Here is a 25,912-nt window from a genome sequence, read left to right on the forward strand (position 1 = left end):
ATGCGATCGCTCTAATTCATATTTCTATTCTGCAACGCCAAAATCGCTGTAGCTATTTTATAAATACCTACATTTTACATCTTAATAGAAGGAACAAATAAATGGTTAGCTATGTTGAAAAGGACGTACAATCAAAGCTTACAACATCAGAAGCTGAAGTTGACAACAAGGTAATGAACCTAGCAGCTAGTTGGTATATTGCCATGCAATCAAAGGAACTAGGCAAAAAGCCACAAGCAATAGAGTTATTTGGTCGTTCTCTAGTTGCATGGCGAGACAAAGCAGGTAAAGCAGTGATTATGGAGCGTTTCTGCTCACACTTAGGTGCATCTTTAGCAATCGGTGAGGTAGTAGATGGTTGCATTCGATGCCCTTTTCATCACTGGCGCTATGATAGTTCTGGTGTATGCGTGGACATACCAAAGGTAGCAACACCTACAACAGATTTAATTCCGCCAACAGCGCGTCAATACACTTATGTGACTCAGGAAAAATATGATTACATTTGGGTGTGGTATGGAACTGCGACTCCTTTATTTGACTTACCCAAGTTTGATGCGGCAGAAAATGACAAGCATAAATACATGCTTTATCGCTTTTCCTTCCCAGTAAAAACCACTGTGCGGCGGGCAATTGAAAATGCATTTGACCACCATCATCTCATCACAATGCATAATCTGCCAGTAGTTGATCAAATTAGACTGACTATGCTGAATGAGGAAGATGTAGAACATAGCGAACTACCATTCGCAAAAGAAGCCTGGATGGGAAGCTTCATCGAAGCCCGAATTAAAAGCTTTATTGGTGTAGGTGCAATTACCAAGGTTTTAGGGTTAAATATTGAAACTTTGTACAATCGAATAGATGTCTGGCCTAGTGGATTTATAAGCACAATGAAGTTCAACGGACAACAAAACGAGAAGCTAAAGGCATTCACTAGTTTTACCCCCATTTCTGAAAATCACATCATATGGCACATTTTGCTCACGATTAACAAAACTGGCAACTTATGGTTGGATCTTCTTTCCTACATTGTTTTTGGCTGGCAAGTGGAAGTTGGCGGATTAGAAGATAAACCAGTGTTGGATGCGATGAGTGCATTTACGGGTCGAGCATTTATCAAGTCTGACCAGCCATTGTTAAAGTTTAGGCAATTTTATCAAACTTGGGTTGCTAAGGTACAGTCAAACTAATTTAAGTTGTGAGCTTATTCCAAAATTATTAGTACCTAATCTTAATTGAAACAGATGTTATCTAAATTGGTAGAGGAGCAAAAGCTGATGAAGCAAAATTTGATTGTTGCTATTACTGTTTTTTTGATATACATTTACTTTGCAATAAATACTCCTGCTAATGCTGCAAATGTGATTTCAATTCCCATCAATAATGCCGGATTTGAAGATCCTTTTTTGAGGGTAAAAGATGAATTTACTCTTGAGACACCAACTAACTGGACAATGTATAATCCAGATGGTTTAATCCCTGAAAAACCAACAGACTCAACTTCCTATTTAGGCGTAACAAATGCTTTTCCAAGATCAGCCTTCTATAACCAGCACGCTCCTGAAGGTCGAAATCTAGGATCTGTTTACCTAATCCAAAAATCAGGAAGCGGTGTCGCGGGTCTGGAACAAACACTTGATGCTACCTTAGAACCTAATACAAAATACACGTTAATGGTTGATATAGGCAACGCAGCAGATGGCTTCAAAGACATTTCCCTAGCTGTTTTTCCTGGCTATCGTGTGGAATTACTAGCAGGTGATACAGTGTTGGCTGCTGACGAAAATACCATCTCCATAGAAGAGGGAGAATTCAAAACCTCAACAGTAACATTCGCTACTAAGCCTAACACGCCCTTATTAGGACAGAAGTTAGGAATTCGGCTCATTAATCTTTTACAAAGTTCATCTGCAAATATTGATTTCGATAATGTCCGCCTAACTGCACAACCTACCAATATTTAAAATTTCTCACAATTTCACAGTATCTATTTAGAGAAGAAAATGTAGTTAATTTTGGATAAGCACTTAATTAATTCATCTTCTTAAGTATTCTCCTCGTTGAACTTTTAACTCATTACAAGATTTTCAACACACAATATTGCTCGAAAGAAATTGTTATCTAAATTGGTGAAGGAGCAAAAAATCATGAAACGTAAATTGATTGTTGCTATTGTTTTTTTTATATACATTTGTCTTGGAATTAATACTCCTGCTAGTGCTAAAGGTGCTGTTTCTATTCCGATAAACAATGCTGGATTTGAAGACCCTTTTATAGAGGTAGTAGATGATTATACAGTCGATACACCTCCTGGTTGGACAACATATAATCCAAATAATTTAGTACCAGAAAAACGAACAACATGGACTTCTAATAACGGTGTAGGATATGTTGGTCCAGGTACACAGTTTTATAACCAGTTAGCTCCAGAAGGTCGGAATATAGGATACATTTATCTTGCTCAAAAGCCTGGAAGTGGTATCGCTGGTTTTGAACAAATACTTGATACTACCTTAGAACCCGATACAAAGTATACGCTAAAAGTTGATGTTGGTAATTTCGCGGGTACATTCAAAGGAGTTTCCTTTGCTGGTTTTCCTGGTTATCGAGTGGAATTAGTAGCAGGAGATACAGTTCTTGCTGCTGACCATAATAATCTCTTTATCAAAGAAGGAGAATTCAAAACCTCAACAGTTACATACACTACTACACCTAAAGATCTCCATTTAGGTCAAAAGTTGCGAATCCGACTTGTCAACCTCTTACAAGACAAATTTTCTGGTCTTGATTTTGATAATGTGCGCTTAATGGCAGAATCAATTGAGACCTAAAATTTGTACGCTGTTATAGTAATTACTGTGATTTTGAATTTTGAATTTGGATCGAAAAAGTGAAATCTGTCTACATTTCTGCAAATCTATCATCTGTTGCAAGCATTTTTCAAATTTGTATTACTGATGATACTGATGAATAGGATGGGTATCCTAATCGTCTAACTATGGGATGGGTGAAACTTCCATCCCATAGTTAATCATAATTAATAGAAATTTATGTAAAATTGGGATGCCCGGTTTAAATGTTCTAATATGGAGAAACTTAATCAGGAAATAAATAGTTCAGGTTAGTCATCTTGAAAGAGCATTTAGCCAAAATGAACAAAATCAGAAACCCAAGATGAATCTAGCAGCCAGTTGGTACATTGCCATAACATCTGAGGAACTAAGCAGTCAGTCACAAAGAATTCAGTTATTTGGTCGCTCTTTAGTAGCATGGCGAAACAAAATCGGTAAACCAGTAATTATGGATGATGTCTCTACCTATGTTACTAAGGAAGAATATGGTTACATCTGGGTGTGGTATGGTTCTGTTAATCCTTTATTTAACTTACCTGTGTTTGATGTTACAGAAAATAACAAACATAACTATATATATAATTACTTTTCCTTTACAGCGAAAACGAGTGTACAAAAAATTATTGAAATTGTACTTAATCATCATCACATAATCAGATTACATAATTCGTCGTTTATTGATCAAATCGAGCATACCTGCCTTGATGAAAAAAATGTAGAACTTAGCAAACTACCGATTACAAAAGAGGCCTGGTTTGGAACCATAACTGAAACTCAAATAAAAGGTTATTTTGGTATAAGTGAAATTGCTGGTTTTTTGGGATTAAAAATTACAAACTTGACCAACAGAGTAGATGCTTGGCCAAGTGGATTTTTAAGCAGAATTAAAATTAATGGACAACATAAAATTAACATATTCTCTAGTGCCAGTCCAATATCTGAAAACGAAATAAAATGGCATGTATTGATATTTGTGGAAAAAACTAATAATTTTTTGTTAGATCCACTGTATTACTTAGTTGTTGTCTGGCAAAAAAAAGCTTCTCTATTAGTAGATAAATCAGTCAGAAATTTAATTGATAAATATATAAGTCAGCCATCTATTGAAATTGATAAAACAGTTTTTAATTTTAGAAAATTTTATGAAACTTGGGTTGCTAAGGTAAAACAAAATAGATGAATAATATCTTAGCAAAAAAGTACTTGTGTAACTAAACAAACTTTATAATATTCAGTTATTTTTAAAGTATGAGGTCATATAAGGATTATTAAATCAGCTCAATATTAAAATTTTGTGTATTGATCAATACACAAAATTTTAATATCGGCAATGTAATTCACGGTAAACGACTGATAATAACTGAGGAAAAGCTGATGTCCAATAACGCTGTTTCTACAAAGTCTGCTTTAAATTTTTTAGACATTAATGTAACGGAAGTCAACAACTATCCTACTGCTATTCAAGATATAATTATCAACCGTCGCTTCGACGGGATGATCATCCGTGGAGTCTTGCCCTTGGATAGTATTGAGCGAGTTATCCGTCGCCTAGAAGATGAGGATGAGGGCGGCATGAAATTAATCTTTAACAAGAATGAAGAGTTTGGCACAAAAGTAGCTCAAATATACGGTCATGTTATTGTTGGTCAATCGCCTGATCTCAAAGACTACTTTGCTTCTTCAGCAATCTTTCGACAAGCTTGTCGTGCTTTGTTCCAAGGAAATCCCGACTTTGAGGAACGGGTAGAGTCGGTACTTCATTCTCTTTGTGGATTACCTGTGGAAATTCCCACAGGACCAGAAGGACAAAGTTACACTCCAGCTACTCTTCGATTGTTGACTGAAGGTCGTGAAATTACAGTTCATGTTGGCAATGATTTCTTGCTAATGCCGGCATCTGAGCATTTGAAAACTTTGCTTGATTTCTCTGATCAGCTTAGTTACTTTATTCCCCTCAGTGTCCCTCAAGCGGGTGGTGAGCTAGTAGTTTACAATCTGGAATGGAATCCAGAACAAGCAGAACAATCAGGTGACTTGCACAAATATATGAATGATGCTGATTCTAGATTCCAGTCTCAGCAATCCCAAAGCGTAGCTTTTGCACCAGGTCCTGGAGATATGATACTGTTCAATGGTGGTCGATACTACCATCGGGTTAATCAAGTAATCGGTAATTCTCCACGGCGAACCATTGGTGGATTTTTAGCCTTCTCTAAAGAGCGTGATCAGATTTATTATTGGAGTTAAACTTAACCGATCTGTCTAAATCAAACGTCCTTTAAAATCCCGCCACAATCTTACGAATGCTATCTCCCGTCAGCCGATGATCCGTAGTGAATTTCCAACGAAGCAAACACTTATTGCTTGATATTGAGTCAAGACCAAGACTTACACAAACAATAGCCGAAATTCTGATTTTTAAGTATAGGTAATACCCCAATACGGTTGGTGTTAAGAATAAATGTAGGTTGGGTTGAGTGCAAGCAAAACCCAACAAAGCCTTGATAATGTTGGGTTACTCTACCTTGAAGCCGCGCAAAGCGCGTCTACGTTCCTCAACCCAACCTACGCTAGTTTTAGTTTTTAGCCTTAACACCAAGCGTATTGGGTAATACCCTGCTGGTAGACGCTTTGCGTCTACATGAATTGCCGTTACGCTATATAGTTTTGTGTAAGTCCAATGAGTTTCTCAACAAAAAAACGAGCCCTTTAATTAAAACCTGCTTGCTTAAATATCAAGCAGGTTATTTTTATAGATATTTTGTTCTACTTTACAACCCACATTCCACACCCTAACTGTCACAAAATTTCCATTATTGGGAACAATACCTAATTTCAGTAGATCACAAACTTTTTCCCAAAGGGCGATCGCCAAGAGTAATTTGCTTATGTAGTTCATAAGATAAAAGCCAATTTCTCTTATATACATCAAGATTATAGGAAAAGATTTGGAATAGAAAGTAGTTATAGGCTCAAAAATATCTGTCGAATTAAAACAACAAACAAAAAACCAGTTTTAAGATTATTATTCGTTGGTGTCTCTTTTATTCTAGTCAATATATGGGTTAAGCTTCTATGGCTAAAAATCAGCTGAAAGAGAAGAGGTGGAAGATTAATTTATCGTGAATTATTTAGTCTCAAACAGATGTTAGCCTTCCTGCGTCAAGCTGTTGAGAAAATATATCAAGTTGTTGAAGGTATTTATCTTCCATCGGGCTAATTGACAGAAGCTCAGTTGCTAGTTTTTTATAAGCAATTCTTATCGATACTCCACCTACTTGCTTAAACAGTAACTGATAAAAAGTATCACTGACTACAAAATTTGTAAGCGATCGCCCTTTGGGAAAAAGTTTGTGATCTACTGAATTTACATGACTTTCAGCCTTAACTGAACCGTATTGCCTTAGAAGGACGCGATTTGATCAAGTTTGGTTGACTTCTCCTGATTCCAAAAACTTTTTTATTTTTTCTCAAAAAATCGCGATCTTTTGTAATAAAACTAAAAATTGTACCCGATCGAGGACTAGGCATGTTTAAGCAATCAGGACTATCGTAGTTTTAACTTAACTTAGATCTTACGCCTACCCCATATACCGCCTGAGAATAAATTCTCAGGCTGATAGCATAAGTTATTTAAACGGACTCAAATACTTTCCTAATTAGATTTATCTGACTTTCGCTATCAACTTTTGAAATTTATTTCTTGGCGGTATGAAAAGCTGGTGCAAGAGTTCTTGTGATTAAAGGACTACTTTAGTATGGCAATAACTTCTAGTTCTAACAGTGTACGGACTTCTACCTATTGGATGCAGATCGGTTTTTTCTCAATAGTTGTGCTTTTTAATGTCTGTTTAAATCTTCAAGTTTTGACTGTTGGACTAGCGTATTTTTACGATCCTCAGTGGTGGAAAGTTCATGTTTGGCTGGTGCGTGGTTACAGTGGATTGACACTACTGCTGTTAGGATTGGTGTTCTTGAGTCCATTTCCTAAACGAGTGCGAGGGCTGACGGTTAGTATGCCAATACTTCTTGCACTACAGTTTATTACAATTCACTTAAATCCACCTTTACCTTTGCCCTTACCTTTAGGTGTATTACACCCATTAATTGGGTTCACGCTGTTTTCTGCTTCCACAACTTTAGTTCATCGCACGCAGCGCTTCATATTTCCTAAGCTAGATGATGAAAGCGATGTTAATTTAACTAAGCAATGATCCAAAGATGGCAAAGGATACAAAGGAACTGAAATGGCTAAGGGCTATCAATTGGCCGATAATTGCACTCGTAATTGTAGCTACTGCTTTGGCCGGAGGGTCATTATACTATAGTATTTCAAAATTTGGACGCAAGCCTACTGAACCTGTAGTTGCTGCTCCCACTCCTGAACCGATCACGGCTTTAGGACGACTAGAACCTATTTCAGAGGTAGTGCAAGTATCTACACCGACAACGCTCAGAAATGATCGGGTTGCTCAACTTTTGGTAAAACGGGGTGATCGCGTTAATAAAGGTGAGGTGATTGCTAGTTTGGCAAGCCATGATCGCCTGCAAACAGTTTTATTAGAAGCACAAGAACAAGTCAAGGTTGCTCAAGCAAAACTAGCTCAAGTCAAAGCAGGAGCAAAGTCTGGAGAGATTTCGGCTCAACGAGCTGAAATTACTCGTCTTAAAGAAGAATTGCAAGGCGAAATCGCAACTCAAGCAGCAACCATAGCTCGACGGCAATCCGAGGTTAATATTGCACAAGCAGAATACAATCGCTATTTGCCGTTGTATCAAGAAGGTGCGATCGCAGCTTCTGATCTCGATCAAAGGCGACTGACGCTGGAAACTGCTCAAGCACAACTCAAGGAAGTCAACGCCAATCGCAATCGTACTGCTGATACGTTGCGCGCCCAAATCAATCGAGCTAAAGCTACACTCAACCAAATTTCTGAGGTTCGTCCTGTAGATGTCCAGTTAGCACAAACAGAGGTCGATCAAGCAAATGCAGCAGTCAAACGGGCTAAAGCTGAGTTGCAAGAGGCCTACATATATGCACCGATCACAGGACAAGTTCTAGAAATTCATAGTCATGCAGGTGAAGCGATCGCCTCTGAAGGAATTGTTGATTTGGGAAAAACTGACCAAATGGAAGTCGTTGCAGAAGTTTATCAGAGTGATATCAGTAAAATTAGTGTTGGTCAAGTCGCAGTCATTACAGGTGAAGGGTTTTCTGGGGAAGTGGGTGGAACGGTTCGTCAAGTTGGACTGCAAGTTATCCAACAAAAAGTTTTCAGCAATCAACCCGGAGAGAACCTTGATCGGCGTGTTATTGAAGTCAGAATTAGTGTGAATCCCAAGGACAGCGCAAAAGTAGCCAGTTTGACTAACTTACAGGTGCAGGTAGCAATTCAACCACAAACGCAAAAATAATCGCTTGATACTCTTTAAAATTTATGTTGCGTAAGTTATTTCGCAGAACACCTCTAGCGTGGCTACAAGTCAAACGAGAAAAAAGTCGCCTCATTGTCGCCTTAGCTGGAATTGCTTTTGCTGATATTCTCATGTTTTTTCAGCTTGGTCTGATGGAGGCTGCTTTTGCTTCTGCTACGGCGATGCACAGTCTGTTACAAGGTGATCTGTTCTTGATTAATGCCATATCTGATAATGTACAAACCATTAAGCCTTTTTCACGCTCCAGGCTCTTTCAAGCTCTCGGTAAAGACGGAGTCGCTTCCATCAATGTTTTATATCTAGGAATAGGAAGTTGGCGTAATCCTGATAATCGGACATTTTGGCAGGTGCAAGTTTATGGTTTTAATCCCAGTAAGCCATCAATAGATGTACCAGATGCTACACCACAGTTAGGTAAAATCAAATTGTTAAATTATGCCCTTTATGACCGAGCAGCACGACCAAATCTAGGTAATGTTAGTAGCAAAATTCAGCAAACAAATTCGTTTTCGGCACAAATAAATGACATACAAATTCAAGTAGTTGGTGTTTTCACAATGGGAAACACATTTGCAGCTGATGGTAATTTGATTGTTAGTGACTCTACCTTTTTGCGTTTGTTTCCAGAACGTCAACCGGATGAGATTGATGTCGGTTTGATCAAGCTGAAACCCGGTACAGATATTAAAAAAGCGCAAACAAATTTAAGAGCAAAATTGCCAAATGATGTGCTAATTCTCACTAAGCAAGAATTTATCCAAAGAGAGAAAGACTACTGGGGTCAAACCAGACCTATCGGTGTGATTTTTGGATTTGGAACTATAGTCGGCTTTTTAGTGGGGACAGTTATTGTTTATCAGATTCTTTATTCTGATGTTTCTGATCATTTACCTGAATATGCTACCCTCAAAGCTATGGGTTATAGCGATCGCTTTTTAATTGGGCTTGTACTTCAAGAAGCTGTTATTCTGGCTATTTTGGGCTTTATTCCAGGATTTGCAATTTCCTTTGGGCTTTACGGACTCATTGCCCAAGCAACGTTTCTTCCTGTCATCATGACAGTGGAGCGTGCCACACTGATTTTGTCTTTGACTTTTATAATGTGCATTGCATCAGGAACAATTACAATGCGTAAGTTAGGAGCTGCTGATCCTGCTGATATTTTTTAGCAGAAAAGCTGAACCGTAGAAATTCGGAGTTGCATAATAGCGCGATGAATTGAGGTAAAATTTGGCGTTGCTGATTTCATGTATGAAAAAGTTTTTAACTAACTGCTAATGTAAGGCATTTATTTGGGAGATTAACACCAGACACTATAACCCAGGTGATCAGCGTCCCACAAAGAGAGTTTATTGAAAGCAAACAAAGTATTTATGTAACTATACACATTTTATGACACTGAGATAAGTTTGATATGTAATCCGATATGATGTTCTCTATTTGGCGTTGCTGAATTTGGTTATGAAATATGTTTGCACACTTTTTTGTAGAGATGTGGCATTGCTACATCTCTACATACTCATGAATTGTTAATTCATGTCTTGATTCAGCAACGCCTTCTATTTACTCTCAACTTTACCGCTTGAATAAATTTGGTATCTATACTCTTGAAATAAGTACCATTACAAAATTGCTTGGACATTCTTCAAGCTGTTTCCTATTCCCTATTAAGAGTTTCCCGTTAAGAGTTCCCTACCTTCACGATTTCATAAAAATACTGACATAAATCGTCATTTTCCCCTAGTAAATATATCAAAATTACATCATTTACTATTTTAAAATTTTCAAATTCTTTATTTGGTAAATACAACAAATCAACTTTTCGTCTTTGTAGATAAGTATTTATGATTAAAATTATTGCTATTGTTGGTATGCCTGGTTCCGGTAAGAGTGTAGCTGCTAGTCACTTGAAAAATCAGGGTTTACCTATAATTTGGTTGGGTGAAATTATTATATCTGAGGTTGAAAAAAAAAGTTTAATGCTCACGCCACAAAATGAACAGATTGTTAGAGAAGAAATTAGAGCTAAACATGGAATGGATGTATGTGTGCAAATGGCTTTACCATTTATTCAAGAAAAGTTATTGAATTATCCATTAGTTATTATTGATGGTCTTTATAGCTTTAGTGAATATAAAACTCTTAAAAAAAACTTTGGTCATGAATTGTTAGTAGTAGCTATTTTCACTCCCAAAGCTCTGAGATACGAACGACTATTTTTTAGAAAAACTAGACCGTTGACACGAGAAGAAGCTGAGTTAAGAGACTGCATGGAGATTGAGAAAATTGAAAAGGGAGGACCAATTGCTATGGCAGACTTAACTATAGTCAATGATGGAACGCAATGGCAACTACATCAAAAAATAGAAATGATTTTAACAGAAATATTGCATAATTCTTCTTTGAACATCTGTAGTAATTAATAGAACAGATTGAACATTTTATTAAATCAAGGCAATCTAGATAGTTTATAGGAATTTTACTATCGTGAAACTAATTTCTATTCTTGGTTCGACAGGTTCTATTGGTACTCAAACTCTGGATATTGTTACTCGGTATCCTAATCAGTTTCAGGTTGTGGGATTAGCAGCTCTCAAAAATGTAAAATTACTAGCTCAACAGATCCACAAATTTCAACCAATGATCGCAGCTATCGGTGATTCACAAAAATTACCAGAATTACAAGCTGCGATCGCTGATGTTAAACCCCAACCTATTTTACTTGCAGGTGAATCAGGAGTTATCGAGGTTGCTCGGTTCAACAATGCTAAGATTGTAGTCACAGGTATTGTTGGTTGTGCAGGTTTATTACCTACAATTGCTGCAATCAAAGCAGGCAAAGATATTGCCTTAGCTAATAAAGAAACTCTTATTGCTGGCGGACCAGTTGTATTACCTTTAGTACGTGAATATGGAGTAAAACTGTTACCTGCTGATTCCGAACATTCCGCAATTTTTCAATGTTTGCAGGGAGTACCTAATCAAGGATTGCGACGAATTCTACTGACGGCTTCTGGGGGTGCTTTCCGTGATTGGCCAGTTGAAAAATTATCTAATATTACTGTAGATGATGCTTTGAAGCACCCTAACTGGTCAATGGGTCGTAAAATTACCATTGATTCTGCCACCTTAATGAATAAGGGATTAGAAGTCATTGAGGCTCACTGGCTTTTTGGTATTGACTATGACCATATTGATATTGTCATTCACCCTCAAAGCATTATTCATTCATTAATTGAGCTACAAGATACCTCTGTATTAGCACAATTAGGCTGGCCTGATATGCGCCTACCACTACTGTATACTTTATCTTGGCCAAAGCGAATTTACACAGATTGGCGACAGCTAGATTTAGTCAAGCTCAAAGAATTAACTTTTTACGCTCCAGATCATCAAAAGTATCCTTGTATGCAATTAGCTTATGCAGCAGGTCAAGCAGGCGGTTGTATGCCAGCAGTACTAAATGCAGCCAATGAGCAAGCTGTAGCTTTATTCCTAGAAGAAAAAATTCAATTTCTTGATATTCCTCGTTTGATTGAACAAGTCTGCGATCGCTACGTTATCCACAACTGTTCTAGCCCAACCCTTGAAGACATCATTGCAGCAGATCAATGGGCTAGACAAGAACTCATAAAAGCAAGTCAACTTTTAGAGCGTTTGACTATCACTGAAGTTTCATCAAAACAAAAAACTTTAACCCTTACCTAAATACATGGCTGTTTCATTCTTACCGTAACCCGGCCAGAAATAAATTTCCCGACTAACAGCAAAATTTTACTTAAATAGGACTTATGCAATGGCTCTTTGAAAGTATTATTCCTACCTTTCAGGAAGCTACTAAGTAGTAAGTAGAACAGCGTAAATAATTAAAGGTTCGTAGTAAGGACTTTAGTCCTCAAATAAGGACTAAAGTTCTTACTACAAACTAGCTTCTAATCATTTTACATTACTTCACATAGTTTGTTTTCTTCAAATCGTTCTACTTACGTGTCTATGTTTTTTGATTATTTTGTGTAAGCCTGTTTATGATAAATAGCATAACTATTTTAAATATAATTTTAAATATTTTTAAAAAAGTACTTGTGTAACTATCATATTCTGTAACATCAAGTTAACTTTAGTAAGGTAATAGCAGTAGCTGCTTCATATTTAAATATCTAAAAAATCATTTTTTCCTGCTTTAAATAGCAAAGAGATATGTGAAATTTAATTAAATTAAACTCAATAATATATGGTATGAAATTAAAAATGATTAGTAAAAAAATTCTCAGACATATATTCCAATATCGCCGTTTATTATCAGATACAGAACTTTGTGCTAAAGAACCCTGTTCAATATGTCTGGCTCCTCATCTTCCAAAAATACAATCATTTATTGAAAGTAATGAGCCAATTCATTTTATTCTCCCAGCATTTCCTGCAAAATCTCCTAATCCTCAAAAAGTTTTAGGCCCAATGCCGGATATGGGAGAACGAGTTGCACTTCAATTTCTTCAGAACTTGTGCAATCATATATCAGAAATATATGCTCCCGGAGCAAAAATAACTATTTGTTCTGATGGTCGAGTATTTACCGATTTAGTTGCTATCACAGATGAGAATGTAAGTCTGTACCGTCAAGGAATTGGACAACTGCTCAATGAAATCAATGCAGATGCGATTGATACCTTCTGTCTTGAAAACGTTTTCACAGGAATGAGCTTTGATCAGATGAGAAAAACACTTGTCGAACAATATGCTCAACCTATTGAAAGTATCCAAGAGCGGGTAAACAGTGAAGATAAGCATCGTCAATTTTTCAATGGTATTTATCACTTGTTATTTGACGATTATCTCGTTTTATATCCTGATAAATCTCGTGAGCAGATTGAAGTTGAATGTAACGTACGAGCTTATGAGGTCATCCAACGAAGTAATGCTTGGACTACATTGGTTGGACAACATTTTCCTCAATCTTTACGTTTGTCTATTCATCCTCAAGATTATCACTCAAATAAGATTGGTATTCATATGATTAAAACTTCAGACCAATGGGGAACTCCATGGCATAATGCTCCACTGTTTAATGGTCAAGAGTTTTTGCTAATGAAACGCAAGCATATTGAAGATATAGGTGCTTCACTAGTTTGGCATAATGATTATCCTAGTCATTACATCTTATCTGAACAAGTATCCCCAGCTTTGGTAACTCTTGCTGTCAAGAGTTAAATAGAGCATTAGGTTACTCGGCTTTAGTCGTAGGTACTCTAACTTAATCTGAACAATAAAACTATGGGGAGCATCCCAATTTTTTCAAAATACCGTAAAGCAAAGGGTTTAAACCCTTTGCTAATAGCGCAAGTCGTCTGAAGACGACTTCATAAAATCAAACAGTCTGCTGAAGCAGACTTGAACTATGAGACTGCGATTGAAATCGCAGGCGTTTTTTGAACATTTGGGATGCTCCCAAACTATGTGGGGATAGTGTAACTGAGTAACATATTGGTCTCCAAAACCAAAGAATCTAGGTTCAAATCCTAGTCCCCACGCTAGAGCATGAGGTTGCTCACTAACACCACCAGTTCTAAATCATAAATGCATAAATCTTTCAATAGTGTTTCACCAACTGAAAATTGATGAGTGCAGCCAGGATAAAGATTAAAGAGAAAAAACAAGGGATAAAATATCTTTTCCCTTTACTCTACCAATGAAACCAGGAACTAGTGCAGTGATGCTTTTGCTATGCAGAGATTTTTGCTCAATTTAAGTACTAGTCACAAAGCATAGGTTTAACATGACTCAAATTATCAATACCGCTCAATCAAAGGTGATTAGTGAACAGATTCTCAGGCATGTATTTCGTCATCGCCGTTTAATTTCAGATACGGAGCCTTGTGTACATCAACCCTGTTCATTGTGTCTAGCTCCTCATCTTGACAAGGTTCAATATTTTGTTGAAAATAATGAGCCAATTCATTTTATTCTCCCAGCATTCCCTGCAAAATCACCTAATACTCAAAAAGTTCTCGGCACTATGCCAGATATGGGAGAACAAGTTTCACTTAAATTTCTTCAATCTCTTTGTGATCAGATCAGTGAAATATATGCTCCTGGAGCTAAATTAACAATTTGTTCTGATGGTCGGGTATTTAGTGATCTCGTCGGTGTCACAGATGAAAATGTGACTTTGTATGGTCAAATAATTCAAGCACTGCTGAAGGAAATGAAGGCAGATGCAATTGATGTCTTCAATCTAGAAGATATGTATACTGACCTCAGCTTTGACCAGATGAGACAGAAACTTGTCAAGCTCTATGGTCAAAGCATCGAAGCTATCAAAGATGCTGTGAAAAACAATGAGCATCAGTGTCAAATGTTCAACGGTATTCATCGTTTTTTGGTTGAAGATTATCAGGTATTGGAAGCTCATAAAAGTCGTAACAAAATTCGACTTGAATGTAAAGCAAGAGCTTATGAGGTGATTCAACGCAGTAATGCTTGGAGTGTGTCAATCTCAGAACTTTATCCTCACTCAGTACGCTTATCTATTCATCCTCAACATTACCATTCAGAAAAAATTGGTATCCACATGATCAAAACCTTAGATCAATGGGGGACTCCATGGCACAATGCTACAGTCTTTGATGGAAAAGAATTCATGCTCATGAAGCGAAGCCATCTAGAAAGTATGGGTGCTACCTTAATTTGCCAAAATGGTCATCCTAGTCATTTTGCTTGGAGTGAACAGCCATTAGAGACTCGTATTACCGTTCAGGAGGCTATTCAATGATGGTTTCTACTTCTGTTGAGCAATCAACGCAATTTAGCGTCAAATCATTAACTCCTTTTGGTGCATTGCTTGAAGCAACTGAAGACCACTCAGATATTCAGCAACTGTCCATTGAACAGTTATGTCAATTAACTTGGGAACATCGGTTGATTGTTCTGCGCGGTTTTTCACTCTTAGAGCGTGAAGAATTATCAACGTACTGTCAACGCTGGGGTGAGCTATTAGTTTGGAATTTTGGTACGGTTCTTGATTTGATTGTTCACCAAAATCCTGAGAACTATTTATTTACAAATGGAAATGTACCGTTTCATTGGGATGGAGCTTTTGCTGAAGCTGTACCACGCTTTCTATTCTTTCAATGTCTAAAAGCACCAGAAGCAGGAAGTGGTGGTGAAAGCTTATTTTGCGATACAGTAAGGATTTTGCAAAATGTCAGCCCTGAACAACGCGAAATTTGGCAAAAAACTGAGATTAATTACAAAACTGAGAAAGTTGCTCACTATGGTGGAGAGATTACCAAATCTCTTGTGAGTAAGCATCCGATAACTGGTCTTTCAACACTTCGTTTTGCGGAACCATTAAACGATGCAAGTGTACATCTCAACCCCTTGTATGTTGAAGTTTGTAACCTACCAGCCGAAGAACAAAACCCATTTCTTAATGAGTTAATAGAAAACCTTTACCAACCGCAAAACTGTTTTGCACATGAATGGCAAGAAGGAGATTTTTTGATAGCTGATAATCATGCACTGCTTCATGGTCGTAACCCGTTTATTTCCAATTCCCAGAGACATTTGCAACGGGTACATATTTTATAAATTTTGACAGCGACGCTCTTTGATCACTATTTATTTAGACATCTCCGTTTAAACACTGATCATTGAGGCTGACGAAAAGAAGTAAAAACGCAGAGATAGGAAAAGGTAGTGTTAGTACGGGGAATTTACTGAAATGTTCACTTCAGTAATTCCCGCAACTCTCAATCAAGTATGTGGGGATAGTGTAACTAGGTAACACATTGGTCTCCAAAACCAAAGATTCTGGGTTCAAATCCTAGTCCCCACGCTAGAGCAACAGCTTGAAATCCGTCTGCTCTCAACACAGTTCATAATTATCTAAGTTGAAATTGAGGTAAGTAGAAAATGAACGATGTTAACCGTATACGCACTGATATCGTCAATGTCGCTAAAACTTTTGGAGCAGAATATTCTGAAAAAGTTTTGGACGAAGTATTCCAAGTTTTTGGTGAGCAATTTGCTGATAATTCATTCATGATTCGGACAAGCAATAAACAACCAGATAAATTAGGTTGCTATTTCCGTTATCATGAAGAAGACGAAAGCCATCTTGGTCTTGCATGGGATATTGCCAGAAAATCCGGTCTGTTATCTGATCAAGGTCGTCCAGTGGATCAACTGATCCCAGAAATTTGTGAAACTTTTCCCATCATGGCAGATGGTGTAGATTTTGACGTTAAACACGGGTTAGCAAAAATTTGGCAAAGTATTAAAGGAGTTGTTCCTGTACAAGACGCTTTTAAATTATCTTTGCCAGCAAGTGTTACTGCTCATGCAGATTTTCTTAAAAATTACCATCTTGATGCTCTCTACGCTTTTGGAGTTGACTATCACCATAGTTCTGTCAATTTGTATTTCGACACTTATCATCCAAAACATCACACATCTGAATATTACAAAAATCTTTTGCAGGATTTACAATTTCAACCTCCTTCTGATGAAGTTCTTGAACTACTAGCAAATAATGGAGAAATTGCACTGACATTTAATTTTGCTTCTCCTCGAATTGAGCGGTTGTGTTTTTACCTTCCCTTTTTAAATCGTGAAGCCGTACCTCAAAATCTTTTGACTCCATTACTGAAAAAATATATTAACGAGGCTCCAGCATTAGTGGATAATCCAGGTTTTATTTTAGGTTGGTCATTCGGTCCACAAGGAGGAAAGGGAACATATACTAAAGTTGATGTAGACTATCATGGTCGAACTGTACCTTTATTTATAAAAGTACATAGCCAACCATTGCCTAAAGCTGCTGATTTTGCTCTTGCTTGATAAATTAAGTGTATAAATCAGGGTAAAACTACTCTTTGCTAAAGATAAAAAAGAGGAATTGAATACACTTAAGTTCAAGTTTCTGGGTGGGTCAATAAAAGCTCACCCACTACTTTGATTGTTGAAAAAATTTAGTACACTTTCTGTTACTTGTTCCCTGGTAATAATCTTGATTAAAAGTCTTTACGAGTAAGTTTATGGATCAAATCTAAAGCTCATAGCTGATTATTTTACTTATAACATGACTATTATTATGAAACTGAACCAAATTACTCATCCAAATCAATTACATGGATTGTCAATTCCGCAATTGGAAGAAATTGCACGTCAGATTCGAGAAAAGCACCTACAAACAGTATCTACTAGTGGAGGTCATCTTGGTCCAGGTTTAGGTGTGGTTGAACTGACGTTGGGACTTTACCAGACTTTAGATCTTAATCGAGATAAAGTTATTTGGGATGTGGGTCATCAAGCTTATCCACATAAGTTAATAACTGGACGGTGCGATCGCTTTCATACTTTGCGACAAAAAAATGGTATTGCAGGTTATCTCAAACGCTGCGAAAGCCAGTTTGACCATTTTGGTGCAGGTCATGCTTCTACTAGTATCTCTGCGGCTTTAGGAATGGCTCTTGCCAGAGATATGAAAGGAGAAAATTTCAAAGTTGTTGCAGTCATCGGTGATGGTGCATTGACAGGAGGTATGGCCCTAGAAGCAATTAACCATGCTGGTTACTTGCCCAAAACTAAATTGTTAGTTGTACTCAACGACAATGAGATGTCGATTTCTCCAAACGTCGGGGCGCTTTCTTCTCACCTCAATCAACTGCGATTTAGTTCTCCAGTCCAGTTGCTCAAACAACTGGAAGAACAGTTTGAGCATCTATCACCTGTAGGTAATTTCCTCGCACCAGAATTAAACCGGATTAAGCAAGGTATAAAACGTCTAGCAGTGCCAAAAGTAGGGGCGGTATTTGAAGAATTAGGCTTTACCTACATGGGCCCAATTGATGGTCATAATTTGCTGGAACTGATAGCTGCTTTTGACCAAGCACATCAACAAACTGGCCCAGTATTAGTGCATGTAGCAACGATCAAAGGCAAAGGCTATGAATTTGCTGAACAAGAGAGAGTTGGCTATCATGCCCAATCTAAATTCAATTTAGCAACAGGCAAAGCAATCACCTCTAGCAAACCCAAACCACCAAGTTATTCTAAGGTCTTTGGTGAAACTCTCACCAAAATTGCCAAAGGTAACTCCAAAGTCATCGGTATCACCGCAGCCATGTCCACTGGGACAAAGTTAGATATTTTACAAAAAAATCTACCTGAACAATATATTGATGTAGGAATTGCCGAGCAGCATGGAGTAACACTAGCAGCAGGTCTAGCATGTGAGGGTATGCGTCCTGTGGTTGCCATCTACTCGACCTTCTTGCAACGAGCATATGATCAAATCATCCATGATGTCTGCATTCAAAATTTACCTGTCTTCTTCTGCATGGATCGATCCGGTGTGGTTGGAGCAGATGGCCCCACCCATCAAGGAATGTACGACATCGCCTATTTGCGTTGCATTCCAAATATGGTATTGATGGCTCCTAAAGATGAAGCCGAACTCCAGCAAATGCTGATCACTGGCGTCAACTACACCGATGGCCCTATTGCTATGCGATATCCCCGTGGTGAAGGTCAGGGAGTTCCCCTAATGTCAGAAGGCTGGGAAAGCTTACCAATTGGGAAAGGAGAAATCCTTCGTCATGGAGACGATGTGCTGATGGTAGCTTATGGTTCTATGGTATATCCAGCACTGCAAGCTGCTGCTATTTTGAACGAACATGGTATCCAAGCAACTGTAGTCAATGCTCGCTTTGCCAAGCCTTTAGATATTGATTTAATCGTGCCTCTTGCGAAACAAATTGGTCAAGTCTTTACTTTGGAAGAAGGTTGTTTAATGGGTGGCTTTGGTTCAGCTGTTGCTGAAGCTCTACTTGAACACCGTGTGATTGTTCCACTCATTCGTCTGGGTGTCACAGACAAATTAGTTGAACATGCTACCCCAGAAGAATCTCTATCAGAACTAGGCTTAACTCCTCCAAAGATTGCCGATCGCATTCTCAAAGAATTTCAACAACAATCCAATTTGGATATAAAAGTATTGCAAAACGGCTCCTTTGAGCAAAAAACCCGTTCATAGTAATTTGTCATTTTTCAAACTCATAAATTAGTTTTACTGCGTTTCTGTTGTAGGCGTCAAAAATAACAACATATGCAAACTCTTTCAACTCCCATCATCTCCAATTCTCCTTCTCAGCAGACATTTACTAATACCATTATCCCCCGCAGGAAAACTCGCCCAGTTCGTGTCGCTAATGTCACCGTTGGTGGTGGTTTCCCGGTAGTAGTCCAGTCAATGATTAATGAAGATACTTTAGATGTGAAAGCATCTGTAGATGCTATTCGTCGCTTGCATGAAATTGGCTGTGAAATTGTCCGCGTCACCGTACCCAGTCTGGCTCACGCTAAAGCTGTTGCTGACATCAAGCAAAAGCTCAAAGCAACTTACCAAGATGTTCCTTTGGTTGCTGATGTCCACCACAATGGTATGAAGATTGCTTTAGAAGTGGCAAAACATGTCGATAAAGTGCGGATTAATCCTGGATTGTATGTCTTTGAAAAGCCCAACACTAATCGTACAGAATACACCCAAGCTGAATTTGATGAAATTGGCGATAAAATTCGTGAAACTTTAGAGCCTTTAGTCCTCTGTTTGCGCGACCAGGGAAAAGCCATGCGAATTGGTGTCAATCATGGTTCGCTAGCAGAGAGGATGTTATTTACCTACGGTGATACTCCTGAAGGTATGGTACAGTCTGCTCTGGAATTTATTCGCATTTGTGAATCTCTCGATTTCCGTAATCTAGTAATTTCCCTGAAAGCCTCCAGAGTCCCTGTAATGATTGCTGCCTATCGTCTGATGGCTCTACGGATGGATGAATTGGGTATGGACTACCCTTTACACCTTGGTGTCACCGAAGCAGGCGATGGAGAATATGGTCGCATTAAATCCACGGCTGGAATTGCCACTCTTTTAGCCGATGGTATTGGTGATACAATCCGCGTCTCTCTAACAGAAGCACCAGAAAAAGAAATTCCTGTTTGCTACAGTATTCTGCAAGCTCTGGGATTACGTAAGACTATGGTAGAGTATGTAGCTTGTCCCTCCTGTGGTCGCACCTTGTTTAATTTAGAAGAAGTGTTGCACCAAGTGCGAGAAGCTACCAAACACCTTACAGGTTTAGACATTGCTGTCATGGGCTGCATAGTCAACGGCCCTGGAGAAATGGCAGATGCAGACTACGGTTATGTTGGTAAGCAACCTGGCTATATCTCTTTGTATCGTGGGCGAGAAGAAATCAAAAAAGTACCAGAATCCCAAGGAGTTGAAGAACTGATTAATTTGATTAAAGCTGATGGCCGTTGGGTTGATCCTTAAGATCGGGGATCGGGGATTGGGCATAAATCAGTTAACAGTTTAATTTGATAACTGATAACTGTTAACTGATAACTGAATATTGAGATATTGAGAATATTATGTCGATAAATAAAGCTTTTAAACTTGCTAGTCGAGAATTTCACAATGGAGAGCCAAGTGAAATTTTTGTCTCAACACCTAATGAAATTGTAGCTTTTGGTCAAAACCATCCGATTGTTCAAATAGCTGGCCCCTGTTCTGTAGAAAACGAAGAAATGATTATTTATACTGCTTTGCAAGTTAAAGCAGTTGGTGCTAAATTTTTGCGAGGTGGAGCTTTTAAGCCTCGTACTTCTCCTTATGCTTTTCAAGGTCATGGTGAAAGTGCTTTGGGTTTGTTGGCGATCGCTCGTCAAGTTACAGGTTTAGGTATTGTGACGGAAGTCATGGATACAGCTGACCTTGAGAAAGTTGCTTCTGTCGCAGACATTATCCAAATCGGTGCGCGTAACATGCAAAATTTCTCACTTTTAAAGCGAGTGGGAGAGATCAATAAACCAGTTTTGCTGAAGCGGGGCATGTCTGCCACTATTGAAGAATGGTTAATGGCATCTGAGTACATACTGTCAGCAGGAAACCCGAATGTGATTTTGTGTGAGCGGGGAATTCGCACATTTGATCAACAGTATACACGTAACACATTGGATTTAAGTGCTATACCAGTACTGCGATCGCTCACTCACTTACCAATCGTAATTGACCCCAGTCATGGCACAGGTCGAGCAGAGTATGTACCTGCAATGGCTATGGCTGCTATAGCAGCTGGCGCTGATTCGCTGATGATTGAAGTCCACCCTGATCCAGCCAAAGCGCTTTCTGATGGCCCTCAATCTTTAACGCCAGAGCAATATGGCGACTTAATTCAGGACATGATTGGAATTAGTAAAATTTTTGGTCGTTGGCCTCAAAAATATCCTATATCTACAGGACATCTTGCTTTACCAATACATGCTACCAATACATAAAACACAACAGAGACATCAGGGAATTTGCTTTAAGTTATTGGAGATAATTATTAATGTTTTTAAATAACCATGATTACATAACTAAAGGTGGGGTTAAGGTATCTCGCTTCGTTAATGAGACTTTCATAGATACTGCGATCGAACATATTTTATCGTGTATTGATTCTCAACGTGGAGGATTGTTCAAAAGCAGCTATGAATATCCGGGAAGATATAAAAGATGGGCAATTGGTTTTGTGAATCCACCTTTAGAACTTGTGACTCGTGAGAACTTTTTTAAACTCACCGCTCATAATCAACGAGGTAAAGTAATAATTTTATATCTGGCAGAGCTTTTAGAAAAGCACCCACAACTACAACAAATTGACCAAAATGAGCAGCAGATTACTGGTTATATAAAAGCAAAAGAAAGTTTCTTTTCAGAGGAAGAAAGAAGTAAACAACCATCAGTTTTCAGTATCATTCGCGAAATTTTATATGCTTTTGAAAGTCCTGAAGATGAGCATTTAGGACTTTATGGTGCTTTCGGTTATGATTTGGTTTTTCAATTTGAATCTATGGAAAAACTGCTCCCACGTTCTACAGAGCAGCAAGATTTATTACTTTATTTACCAGATGAATTATTCATAATTGATTATTATTTACAACGTGCATTTTGTTTACAATATGATTTTGAAACCAAACATGGTAGTACTAAGGGACTTTTTCGCAGTGGTGAAGTGATTGACTACAGAGGTAAATGTCTTACTCCTGCTCAATCTTCAGATCATGAACCTGATGAATATGCACAACAAGTTTGTAAAGCACTCTTATACTTTCGTCGTGGTGACTTGTTTGAAGTTGTTCCTAGTCAAAGCTTTTATAGACAATGTCAACAATCTCCGGCAGAATTATTTCGCACTTTACAACAAATCAATCCTAGTCCCTATGGATTCATTTTGAATTTAGGTGGAGAGTATTTAATTGGTGCATCCCCAGAAATGTTTGTGCGAACTGAAGGTAGACGTGTAGAAACTTGCCCAATTAGTGGTACTATTCGTCGGGGAGAAGATGCAATTGATGATGCTGCTCAAATTCAGAAGCTTCTCAACTCAGGCAAAGATGAAGCTGAACTGACCATGTGTACTGATGTGGATCGCAATGATAAGTCGCGTATCTGTGAACCTGGTTCAGTACAAGTAATTGGTCGTCGTCAAATTGAGATATACAGTCATTTAATCCACACGGTAGATCACGTGGAAGGCTTACTCAGACCTGAGTTTGATGCTCTAGATGCATTTCTCACTCATCTGTGGGCTGTTACAGTCACAGGAGCGCCAAAACGATCAGCAATGCAGTTTATTGAACAGCATGAGCGCAGTTCTCGGCGTTGGTATGGTGGAGCAGTTGGTTACTTAACTTTCAAAGGAGATTTGAATACAGGTCTGATTCTGCGAACAATCCAGCTTAAGGACTCAATTGCCGAAGTGCGAGTGGGTGCAACAGTTCTTTATGATTCCGACCCACAAGCAGAAGCCCAAGAAACTCTTACCAAAGCTGCTGCTCTGTTTCAAACACTTTACCAGACTCAACACAAGACTGATAATATTGTCAACGACATCGACATCAATCAAAACTTTATCAAATCTCAAGCTGAACAAAACAAACAAATTTTACTGATTGACTATGAAGATTCATTTGTTCACACATTAGCAAACTATATTCGTCAAACTGGTGCTGTCGTCAAAACATTACGCCACGGCTTTTGCGAATCAGTCTTTGATATAGAAAAGCCGGATCTTGTTGTCTTATCTCCTGGTCCTGGTAGACCCAGTGACTTTCATGTAGCTCAGACAGTAGAGGCTTGTATAAAACGACAAATTCCCATTTTTGGTGTTTGTTTAGGATTGCAGTCTATTGTTGAAGCTTTCGGAGGTAAATTAGGAGTTCTGAGTTATCCTCAGCATGGTAAGATATCCCAAATTTCTGTTATTGATTCAGAGTCTGTTACTTTCAAAAATTTACCCAAATCATTTCAAGTGGGTAGATATCACTCATTATTTGCTTTACCTGAGACTCTTCCCAAAGAATTCAAAGTGACAGCAATGTCAGATGATGGCGTAATTATGGGTATCGAACATCAAACATTACCGATTATCGGCGTTCAGTTCCACCCAGAATCAATCATGACTTTAGCTGGAGGAGTTGGTTTAGAAATTATTAAGAATGTAGTCAGTGCATGTACAACTAAAAAACACTCTTCAGTTGTCGTTGCATAAATATCTTTTTGAATATGCTTTTGAATTAGCTAGTCTTTAGGGTTTGTAGTAAGGACTAAAGTCCTTATTTTGAAGCACTAAAGTGCTTACTACAAACTTTACTACCAACTTTTTTAAAGTATACAATTGTTGTTTATGATCAATGCTATCTCCTATGGATGTACGTAAGAGTATCTCCACCCTTGAAATCAACTCAACAAAACCGCGTCATATTCTCGAAGAGATTGTATGGCACAAACGAAAAGAAGTTGCATCTATGAGTAAGCAACTGTCTTTTGCAGACTTACAAAATCAAATTAGTACTGCTCCTCCCCTACGAGATTTCCTGGATGCTTTACGGCAAAATCCGAGTAAACCGAGCTTAATTGCTGAAGTTAAGAAAGCTTCACCTAGTAAAGGAGTGATTCGTGCCGATTTTGATCCAGTCAAGATTGCTCAAGCCTATGAACAAGGTGGTGCTAGCTGTCTATCAGTACTGACTGATCAAAAATTCTTTGAAGGCAGTTTTGAGAATCTGCGGTTAATTAGAAAAAGCGTCGGATTACCTTTATTATGTAAGGAGTTTATTATTGATCCTTATCAAATTTATTTTGCAAGAGTCAATGGAGCAGATGCAGTATTACTGATTGCTGCTATCTTATCGAACGAAATTCTTGCGGATTTTCTACAGATTGTTCGCCATTTGGGCATGACTGCTTTAGTAGAGGTGCATACTTTGGTTGAACTTGATCGGGTACTGGCACTATTAAATGTGCAATTAATAGGGATTAATAACCGTAATCTTGAAGATTTTAACGTTGAATTAGAAACAACTCAATGTCTATTGAAAGAGCGTCGAGAACAATTAAGTAGTTCAGGTATTACTGTGGTAAGTGAGTCTGGTTTGTACACATCAGCTGACTTAGCTTTTGTTGTAGAAGCAGGAGCCGAAGCAGTTTTGATTGGAGAATCTTTGGTGAAGCAAACAGATTTAGAACAGGCTGTAAAAAAGCTTATGAATAAATAAAATCTGTGGAGTCAATCCAAAATCTAAATCGTTTGTCTGAGGTTTTTACACTGGGCTTGTCGAAGTGTCACGATGAAGTCCAAAATCTCAAATCTCAAATCTAAACTCTCAAATCCAAAATCTAAACTCTCAAATCCAAAATCTAAAATCCAAAATCTAAAATCCAAAATCGAATGACATCTATTTCTCATCACTTTGCATCTTTACGAGCCAGTAATCAGTGTGCTTTGATTCCCTTTGTAGTAGCTGGTGATCCTAATTTGGAAATCACAGCAGAAGCCTTACGAGTTTTAGATTCTAACGGCGCTGATTTGATTGAATTGGGAGTTCCTTACTCAGATCCATTGGCTGATGGGCCAGTGATTCAAGCAGGTGCAACCCGTGCTTTGAAACGGGGAACCCGTTTAGATAATGTTTTGCAAATGGCTCAAATAGTTACGCCTAAATTGCGATCGCCTATTATTCTTTTCACTTACTACAACCCAATTTTAAATTTGGGCACAGTTTCGTTTCTAGAAAAAGCCGCAGCATCAGGAATTAAGGGGTTAGTGGTGCCTGATTTACCTTTGGATGAGGCAAGCAATTTGTTAGAGGTTGCTGATACTGTGGGGATTGAAGTTATTTTATTAGTGACTCCTACAAGTTCAAAAGAACGCATAGAAGCGATCGCTCGTCAATCTCGTGGATTTATCTATTTGGTGAGTGTAACAGGCGTTACTGGTGTACGCTCCTATCTGCAAACACGGGTTAAGGATGTGCTTCAAGACATCCGCAGTGTCACAAGCAAACCTATTGGTGTTGGTTTTGGCATATCCAAACCAGAACAAGCTCGTCAAGTTAGAGATTGGGGCGCAGATGCTGTGATCGTTGGTAGTGCCTTTGTAGAGCGTTTAGCTGCAAGTACGCCATATCAAGGACTGGAAGCGATTAAAGATTTCTGTCGTGATTTGCACACATCAATTGAAGGTAGAAAGCAAGAGGCAGAAAGTAAAAGATAAGAGATTTAATTCTTCAAACTC

21 protein-coding genes, 2 tRNA genes and 1 pseudogene are annotated in these 25,912 nt (G+C 38.2%); 23 read left to right on the forward strand and 1 reads right to left on the reverse strand.

The genetic code is table 11. The features are described 5' to 3' along the window. Positions 1-101: 101 nt before the first annotated feature. From AC5JMK_RS14605 to AC5JMK_RS14625, 5 genes are all read left to right on the forward strand, one after another. Entirely contained in the window at positions 102-1,193 is a 1,092-nt protein-coding gene (locus AC5JMK_RS14605; protein WP_096679510.1) for an aromatic ring-hydroxylating dioxygenase subunit alpha, read from the forward strand. Between the two features lie 54 nt (positions 1,194-1,247). Continuing rightward, positions 1,248-1,967 (forward strand): hypothetical protein, encoded by a 720-nt coding sequence (locus tag AC5JMK_RS14610; RefSeq protein ID WP_495910423.1) that lies wholly within the window; start codon positions 1,248-1,250, stop codon positions 1,965-1,967. 183 nt (positions 1,968-2,150) lie between these two features. Continuing rightward, on the forward strand, positions 2,151-2,834 hold the full coding sequence (locus AC5JMK_RS14615; protein ID WP_096679512.1) for a hypothetical protein: 684 nt from the start codon (positions 2,151-2,153) through the stop codon (positions 2,832-2,834). Positions 2,835-3,177: 343 nt separating this feature from the next. Continuing rightward, positions 3,178-4,035, forward strand: a complete 858-nt coding sequence (locus AC5JMK_RS14620) for a Rieske (2Fe-2S) protein (RefSeq protein WP_495910424.1) — start codon at positions 3,178-3,180, stop codon at positions 4,033-4,035. Positions 4,036-4,229: 194 nt separating this feature from the next. Further along, a complete protein-coding gene (locus AC5JMK_RS14625) occupies positions 4,230-5,102 on the forward strand; it encodes a 2OG-Fe(II)-dependent halogenase WelO5 family protein (protein ID WP_096679516.1) in 873 nt (290 codons plus the stop codon). A 481-nt stretch (positions 5,103-5,583) separates the two neighbouring features. Here the strand turns inward: AC5JMK_RS14625 and AC5JMK_RS14630 are convergent, their stop codons facing one another. Continuing rightward, positions 5,584-5,754 (reverse strand): hypothetical protein, encoded by a 171-nt coding sequence (locus AC5JMK_RS14630; RefSeq protein ID WP_495910425.1) that lies wholly within the window; start codon positions 5,752-5,754, stop codon positions 5,584-5,586. On the opposite strand from AC5JMK_RS14630, the pseudogene AC5JMK_RS14635 reads away from it, so the two are divergent. The 18 genes and pseudogenes from AC5JMK_RS14635 to trpA form a co-directional block, all read left to right on the forward strand. After that, positions 5,737-6,075: pseudogene (locus AC5JMK_RS14635) on the forward strand (ISH3 family transposase); the annotation flags it as partial. The gene AC5JMK_RS14630 and the pseudogene AC5JMK_RS14635 overlap by 18 nt on opposite strands. 538 nt (positions 6,076-6,613) lie before the next feature. Next, entirely contained in the window at positions 6,614-7,069 is a 456-nt protein-coding gene (locus AC5JMK_RS14640) for a DUF6220 domain-containing protein (protein WP_096679520.1), read from the forward strand. A gap of 7 nt (positions 7,070-7,076) precedes the next feature. Beyond that, positions 7,077-8,270, forward strand: coding sequence for an ABC exporter membrane fusion protein (locus tag AC5JMK_RS14645; RefSeq protein WP_096679522.1), 1,194 nt, complete (start codon positions 7,077-7,079; stop codon positions 8,268-8,270). 23 nt (positions 8,271-8,293) lie between these two features. Beyond that, a complete protein-coding gene (devC, locus tag AC5JMK_RS14650) occupies positions 8,294-9,460 on the forward strand; it encodes an ABC transporter permease DevC (RefSeq protein ID WP_096679524.1) in 1,167 nt (388 codons plus the stop codon). A 675-nt stretch (positions 9,461-10,135) separates the two neighbouring features. Next, positions 10,136-10,714: an AAA family ATPase gene (locus AC5JMK_RS14655; RefSeq protein WP_096679526.1), complete on the forward strand. Its 579-nt coding sequence runs from the start codon at positions 10,136-10,138 to the stop codon at positions 10,712-10,714. A 64-nt stretch (positions 10,715-10,778) separates the two neighbouring features. After that, entirely contained in the window at positions 10,779-11,999 is a 1,221-nt protein-coding gene (dxr, locus tag AC5JMK_RS14660; protein ID WP_096679528.1) for a 1-deoxy-D-xylulose-5-phosphate reductoisomerase, read from the forward strand. A 540-nt stretch (positions 12,000-12,539) separates the two neighbouring features. Beyond that, complete coding sequence (gene ambI1 / locus AC5JMK_RS14665; protein ID WP_096679821.1) at positions 12,540-13,499, forward strand: L-tryptophan isonitrile synthase AmbI1; 960 nt, start codon at positions 12,540-12,542, stop codon at positions 13,497-13,499. Between the two features lie 246 nt (positions 13,500-13,745). Then, positions 13,746-13,819: transfer RNA gene (locus AC5JMK_RS14670), tRNA-Trp, on the forward strand. Between the two features lie 245 nt (positions 13,820-14,064). Then, on the forward strand, positions 14,065-15,060 hold the full coding sequence (gene ambI2 / locus AC5JMK_RS14675) for a l-tryptophan isonitrile synthase AmbI2 (RefSeq protein ID WP_096679530.1): 996 nt from the start codon (positions 14,065-14,067) through the stop codon (positions 15,058-15,060). Further along, entirely contained in the window at positions 15,057-15,878 is an 822-nt protein-coding gene (gene ambI3 / locus AC5JMK_RS14680; protein WP_096679532.1) for a 3-((Z)-2-isocyanoethenyl)-1H-indole synthase, read from the forward strand. The genes ambI2 and ambI3 overlap by 4 nt, the downstream gene beginning before the upstream one ends. Positions 15,879-16,051: 173 nt before the next feature. Next, positions 16,052-16,125 (forward strand) — tRNA-Trp (locus tag AC5JMK_RS14685). Between the two features lie 77 nt (positions 16,126-16,202). After that, the gene (locus tag AC5JMK_RS14690; protein WP_096679534.1) at positions 16,203-17,129 is read left to right on the forward strand and encodes an aromatic prenyltransferase; all 927 of its coding nucleotides are present in this window, start codon (positions 16,203-16,205) and stop codon (positions 17,127-17,129) included. A 253-nt stretch (positions 17,130-17,382) separates the two neighbouring features. Further along, positions 17,383-19,326 carry a 1-deoxy-D-xylulose-5-phosphate synthase gene (gene dxs, locus AC5JMK_RS14695; RefSeq protein ID WP_096679536.1) on the forward strand — a complete coding sequence of 648 codons (1,944 nt, stop codon included), beginning with the start codon at positions 17,383-17,385 and terminating at the stop codon, positions 19,324-19,326. Positions 19,327-19,398: 72 nt separating this feature from the next. Next, positions 19,399-20,625, forward strand: a complete 1,227-nt coding sequence (gene ispG / locus AC5JMK_RS14700) for a (E)-4-hydroxy-3-methylbut-2-enyl-diphosphate synthase (RefSeq protein WP_096679538.1) — start codon at positions 19,399-19,401, stop codon at positions 20,623-20,625. A gap of 98 nt (positions 20,626-20,723) precedes the next feature. Then, positions 20,724-21,629, forward strand: coding sequence for a 3-deoxy-7-phosphoheptulonate synthase (aroF, locus tag AC5JMK_RS14705; RefSeq protein ID WP_096679540.1), 906 nt, complete (start codon positions 20,724-20,726; stop codon positions 21,627-21,629). Between the two features lie 53 nt (positions 21,630-21,682). Beyond that, on the forward strand, positions 21,683-23,887 hold the full coding sequence (locus tag AC5JMK_RS14710; protein ID WP_096679542.1) for an anthranilate synthase: 2,205 nt from the start codon (positions 21,683-21,685) through the stop codon (positions 23,885-23,887). A 154-nt stretch (positions 23,888-24,041) separates the two neighbouring features. Next, the gene (gene trpC, locus AC5JMK_RS14715) at positions 24,042-24,893 is read left to right on the forward strand and encodes an indole-3-glycerol phosphate synthase TrpC (RefSeq protein WP_096679544.1); all 852 of its coding nucleotides are present in this window, start codon (positions 24,042-24,044) and stop codon (positions 24,891-24,893) included. A gap of 173 nt (positions 24,894-25,066) precedes the next feature. Then, positions 25,067-25,891, forward strand: coding sequence for a tryptophan synthase subunit alpha (trpA, locus tag AC5JMK_RS14720; RefSeq protein WP_096679546.1), 825 nt, complete (start codon positions 25,067-25,069; stop codon positions 25,889-25,891). Positions 25,892-25,912: the final 21 nt, after the last annotated feature.

The sequence above is a fragment of the Pelatocladus sp. genome, from assembly GCF_059505505.1.

What these genes read in the sequence shown, in the direction of transcription:
- AC5JMK_RS14605 (WP_096679510.1), top strand. Translation starts at nt 102, where the DNA reads ATGGTTAGCTATGTTGAAAAGGACGTACAATCAAAGCTTACAACATCA.
- AC5JMK_RS14610 (WP_495910423.1), top strand. Translation starts at nt 1,248, where the DNA reads ATGTTATCTAAATTGGTAGAGGAGCAAAAGCTGATGAAGCAAAATTTG.
- AC5JMK_RS14615 (WP_096679512.1), top strand. Translation starts at nt 2,151, where the DNA reads ATGAAACGTAAATTGATTGTTGCTATTGTTTTTTTTATATACATTTGT.
- AC5JMK_RS14620 (WP_495910424.1), top strand. Translation starts at nt 3,178, where the DNA reads ATGAATCTAGCAGCCAGTTGGTACATTGCCATAACATCTGAGGAACTA.
- AC5JMK_RS14625 (WP_096679516.1), top strand. Translation starts at nt 4,230, where the DNA reads ATGTCCAATAACGCTGTTTCTACAAAGTCTGCTTTAAATTTTTTAGAC.
- AC5JMK_RS14630 (WP_495910425.1), bottom strand. Translation starts at nt 5,754, where the DNA reads ATGAACTACATAAGCAAATTACTCTTGGCGATCGCCCTTTGGGAAAAA.
- AC5JMK_RS14640 (WP_096679520.1), top strand. Translation starts at nt 6,614, where the DNA reads ATGGCAATAACTTCTAGTTCTAACAGTGTACGGACTTCTACCTATTGG.
- AC5JMK_RS14645 (WP_096679522.1), top strand. Translation starts at nt 7,077, where the DNA reads ATGGCAAAGGATACAAAGGAACTGAAATGGCTAAGGGCTATCAATTGG.
- devC (WP_096679524.1), top strand. Translation starts at nt 8,294, where the DNA reads ATGTTGCGTAAGTTATTTCGCAGAACACCTCTAGCGTGGCTACAAGTC.
- AC5JMK_RS14655 (WP_096679526.1), top strand. Translation starts at nt 10,136, where the DNA reads ATGATTAAAATTATTGCTATTGTTGGTATGCCTGGTTCCGGTAAGAGT.
- ambI1 (WP_096679821.1), top strand. Translation starts at nt 12,540, where the DNA reads ATGATTAGTAAAAAAATTCTCAGACATATATTCCAATATCGCCGTTTA.
- ambI2 (WP_096679530.1), top strand. Translation starts at nt 14,065, where the DNA reads ATGACTCAAATTATCAATACCGCTCAATCAAAGGTGATTAGTGAACAG.
- ambI3 (WP_096679532.1), top strand. Translation starts at nt 15,057, where the DNA reads ATGATGGTTTCTACTTCTGTTGAGCAATCAACGCAATTTAGCGTCAAA.
- AC5JMK_RS14690 (WP_096679534.1), top strand. Translation starts at nt 16,203, where the DNA reads ATGAACGATGTTAACCGTATACGCACTGATATCGTCAATGTCGCTAAA.
- dxs (WP_096679536.1), top strand. Translation starts at nt 17,383, where the DNA reads ATGAAACTGAACCAAATTACTCATCCAAATCAATTACATGGATTGTCA.
- ispG (WP_096679538.1), top strand. Translation starts at nt 19,399, where the DNA reads ATGCAAACTCTTTCAACTCCCATCATCTCCAATTCTCCTTCTCAGCAG.
- aroF (WP_096679540.1), top strand. Translation starts at nt 20,724, where the DNA reads ATGTCGATAAATAAAGCTTTTAAACTTGCTAGTCGAGAATTTCACAAT.
- AC5JMK_RS14710 (WP_096679542.1), top strand. Translation starts at nt 21,683, where the DNA reads ATGTTTTTAAATAACCATGATTACATAACTAAAGGTGGGGTTAAGGTA.
- trpC (WP_096679544.1), top strand. Translation starts at nt 24,042, where the DNA reads ATGGATGTACGTAAGAGTATCTCCACCCTTGAAATCAACTCAACAAAA.
- trpA (WP_096679546.1), top strand. Translation starts at nt 25,067, where the DNA reads ATGACATCTATTTCTCATCACTTTGCATCTTTACGAGCCAGTAATCAG.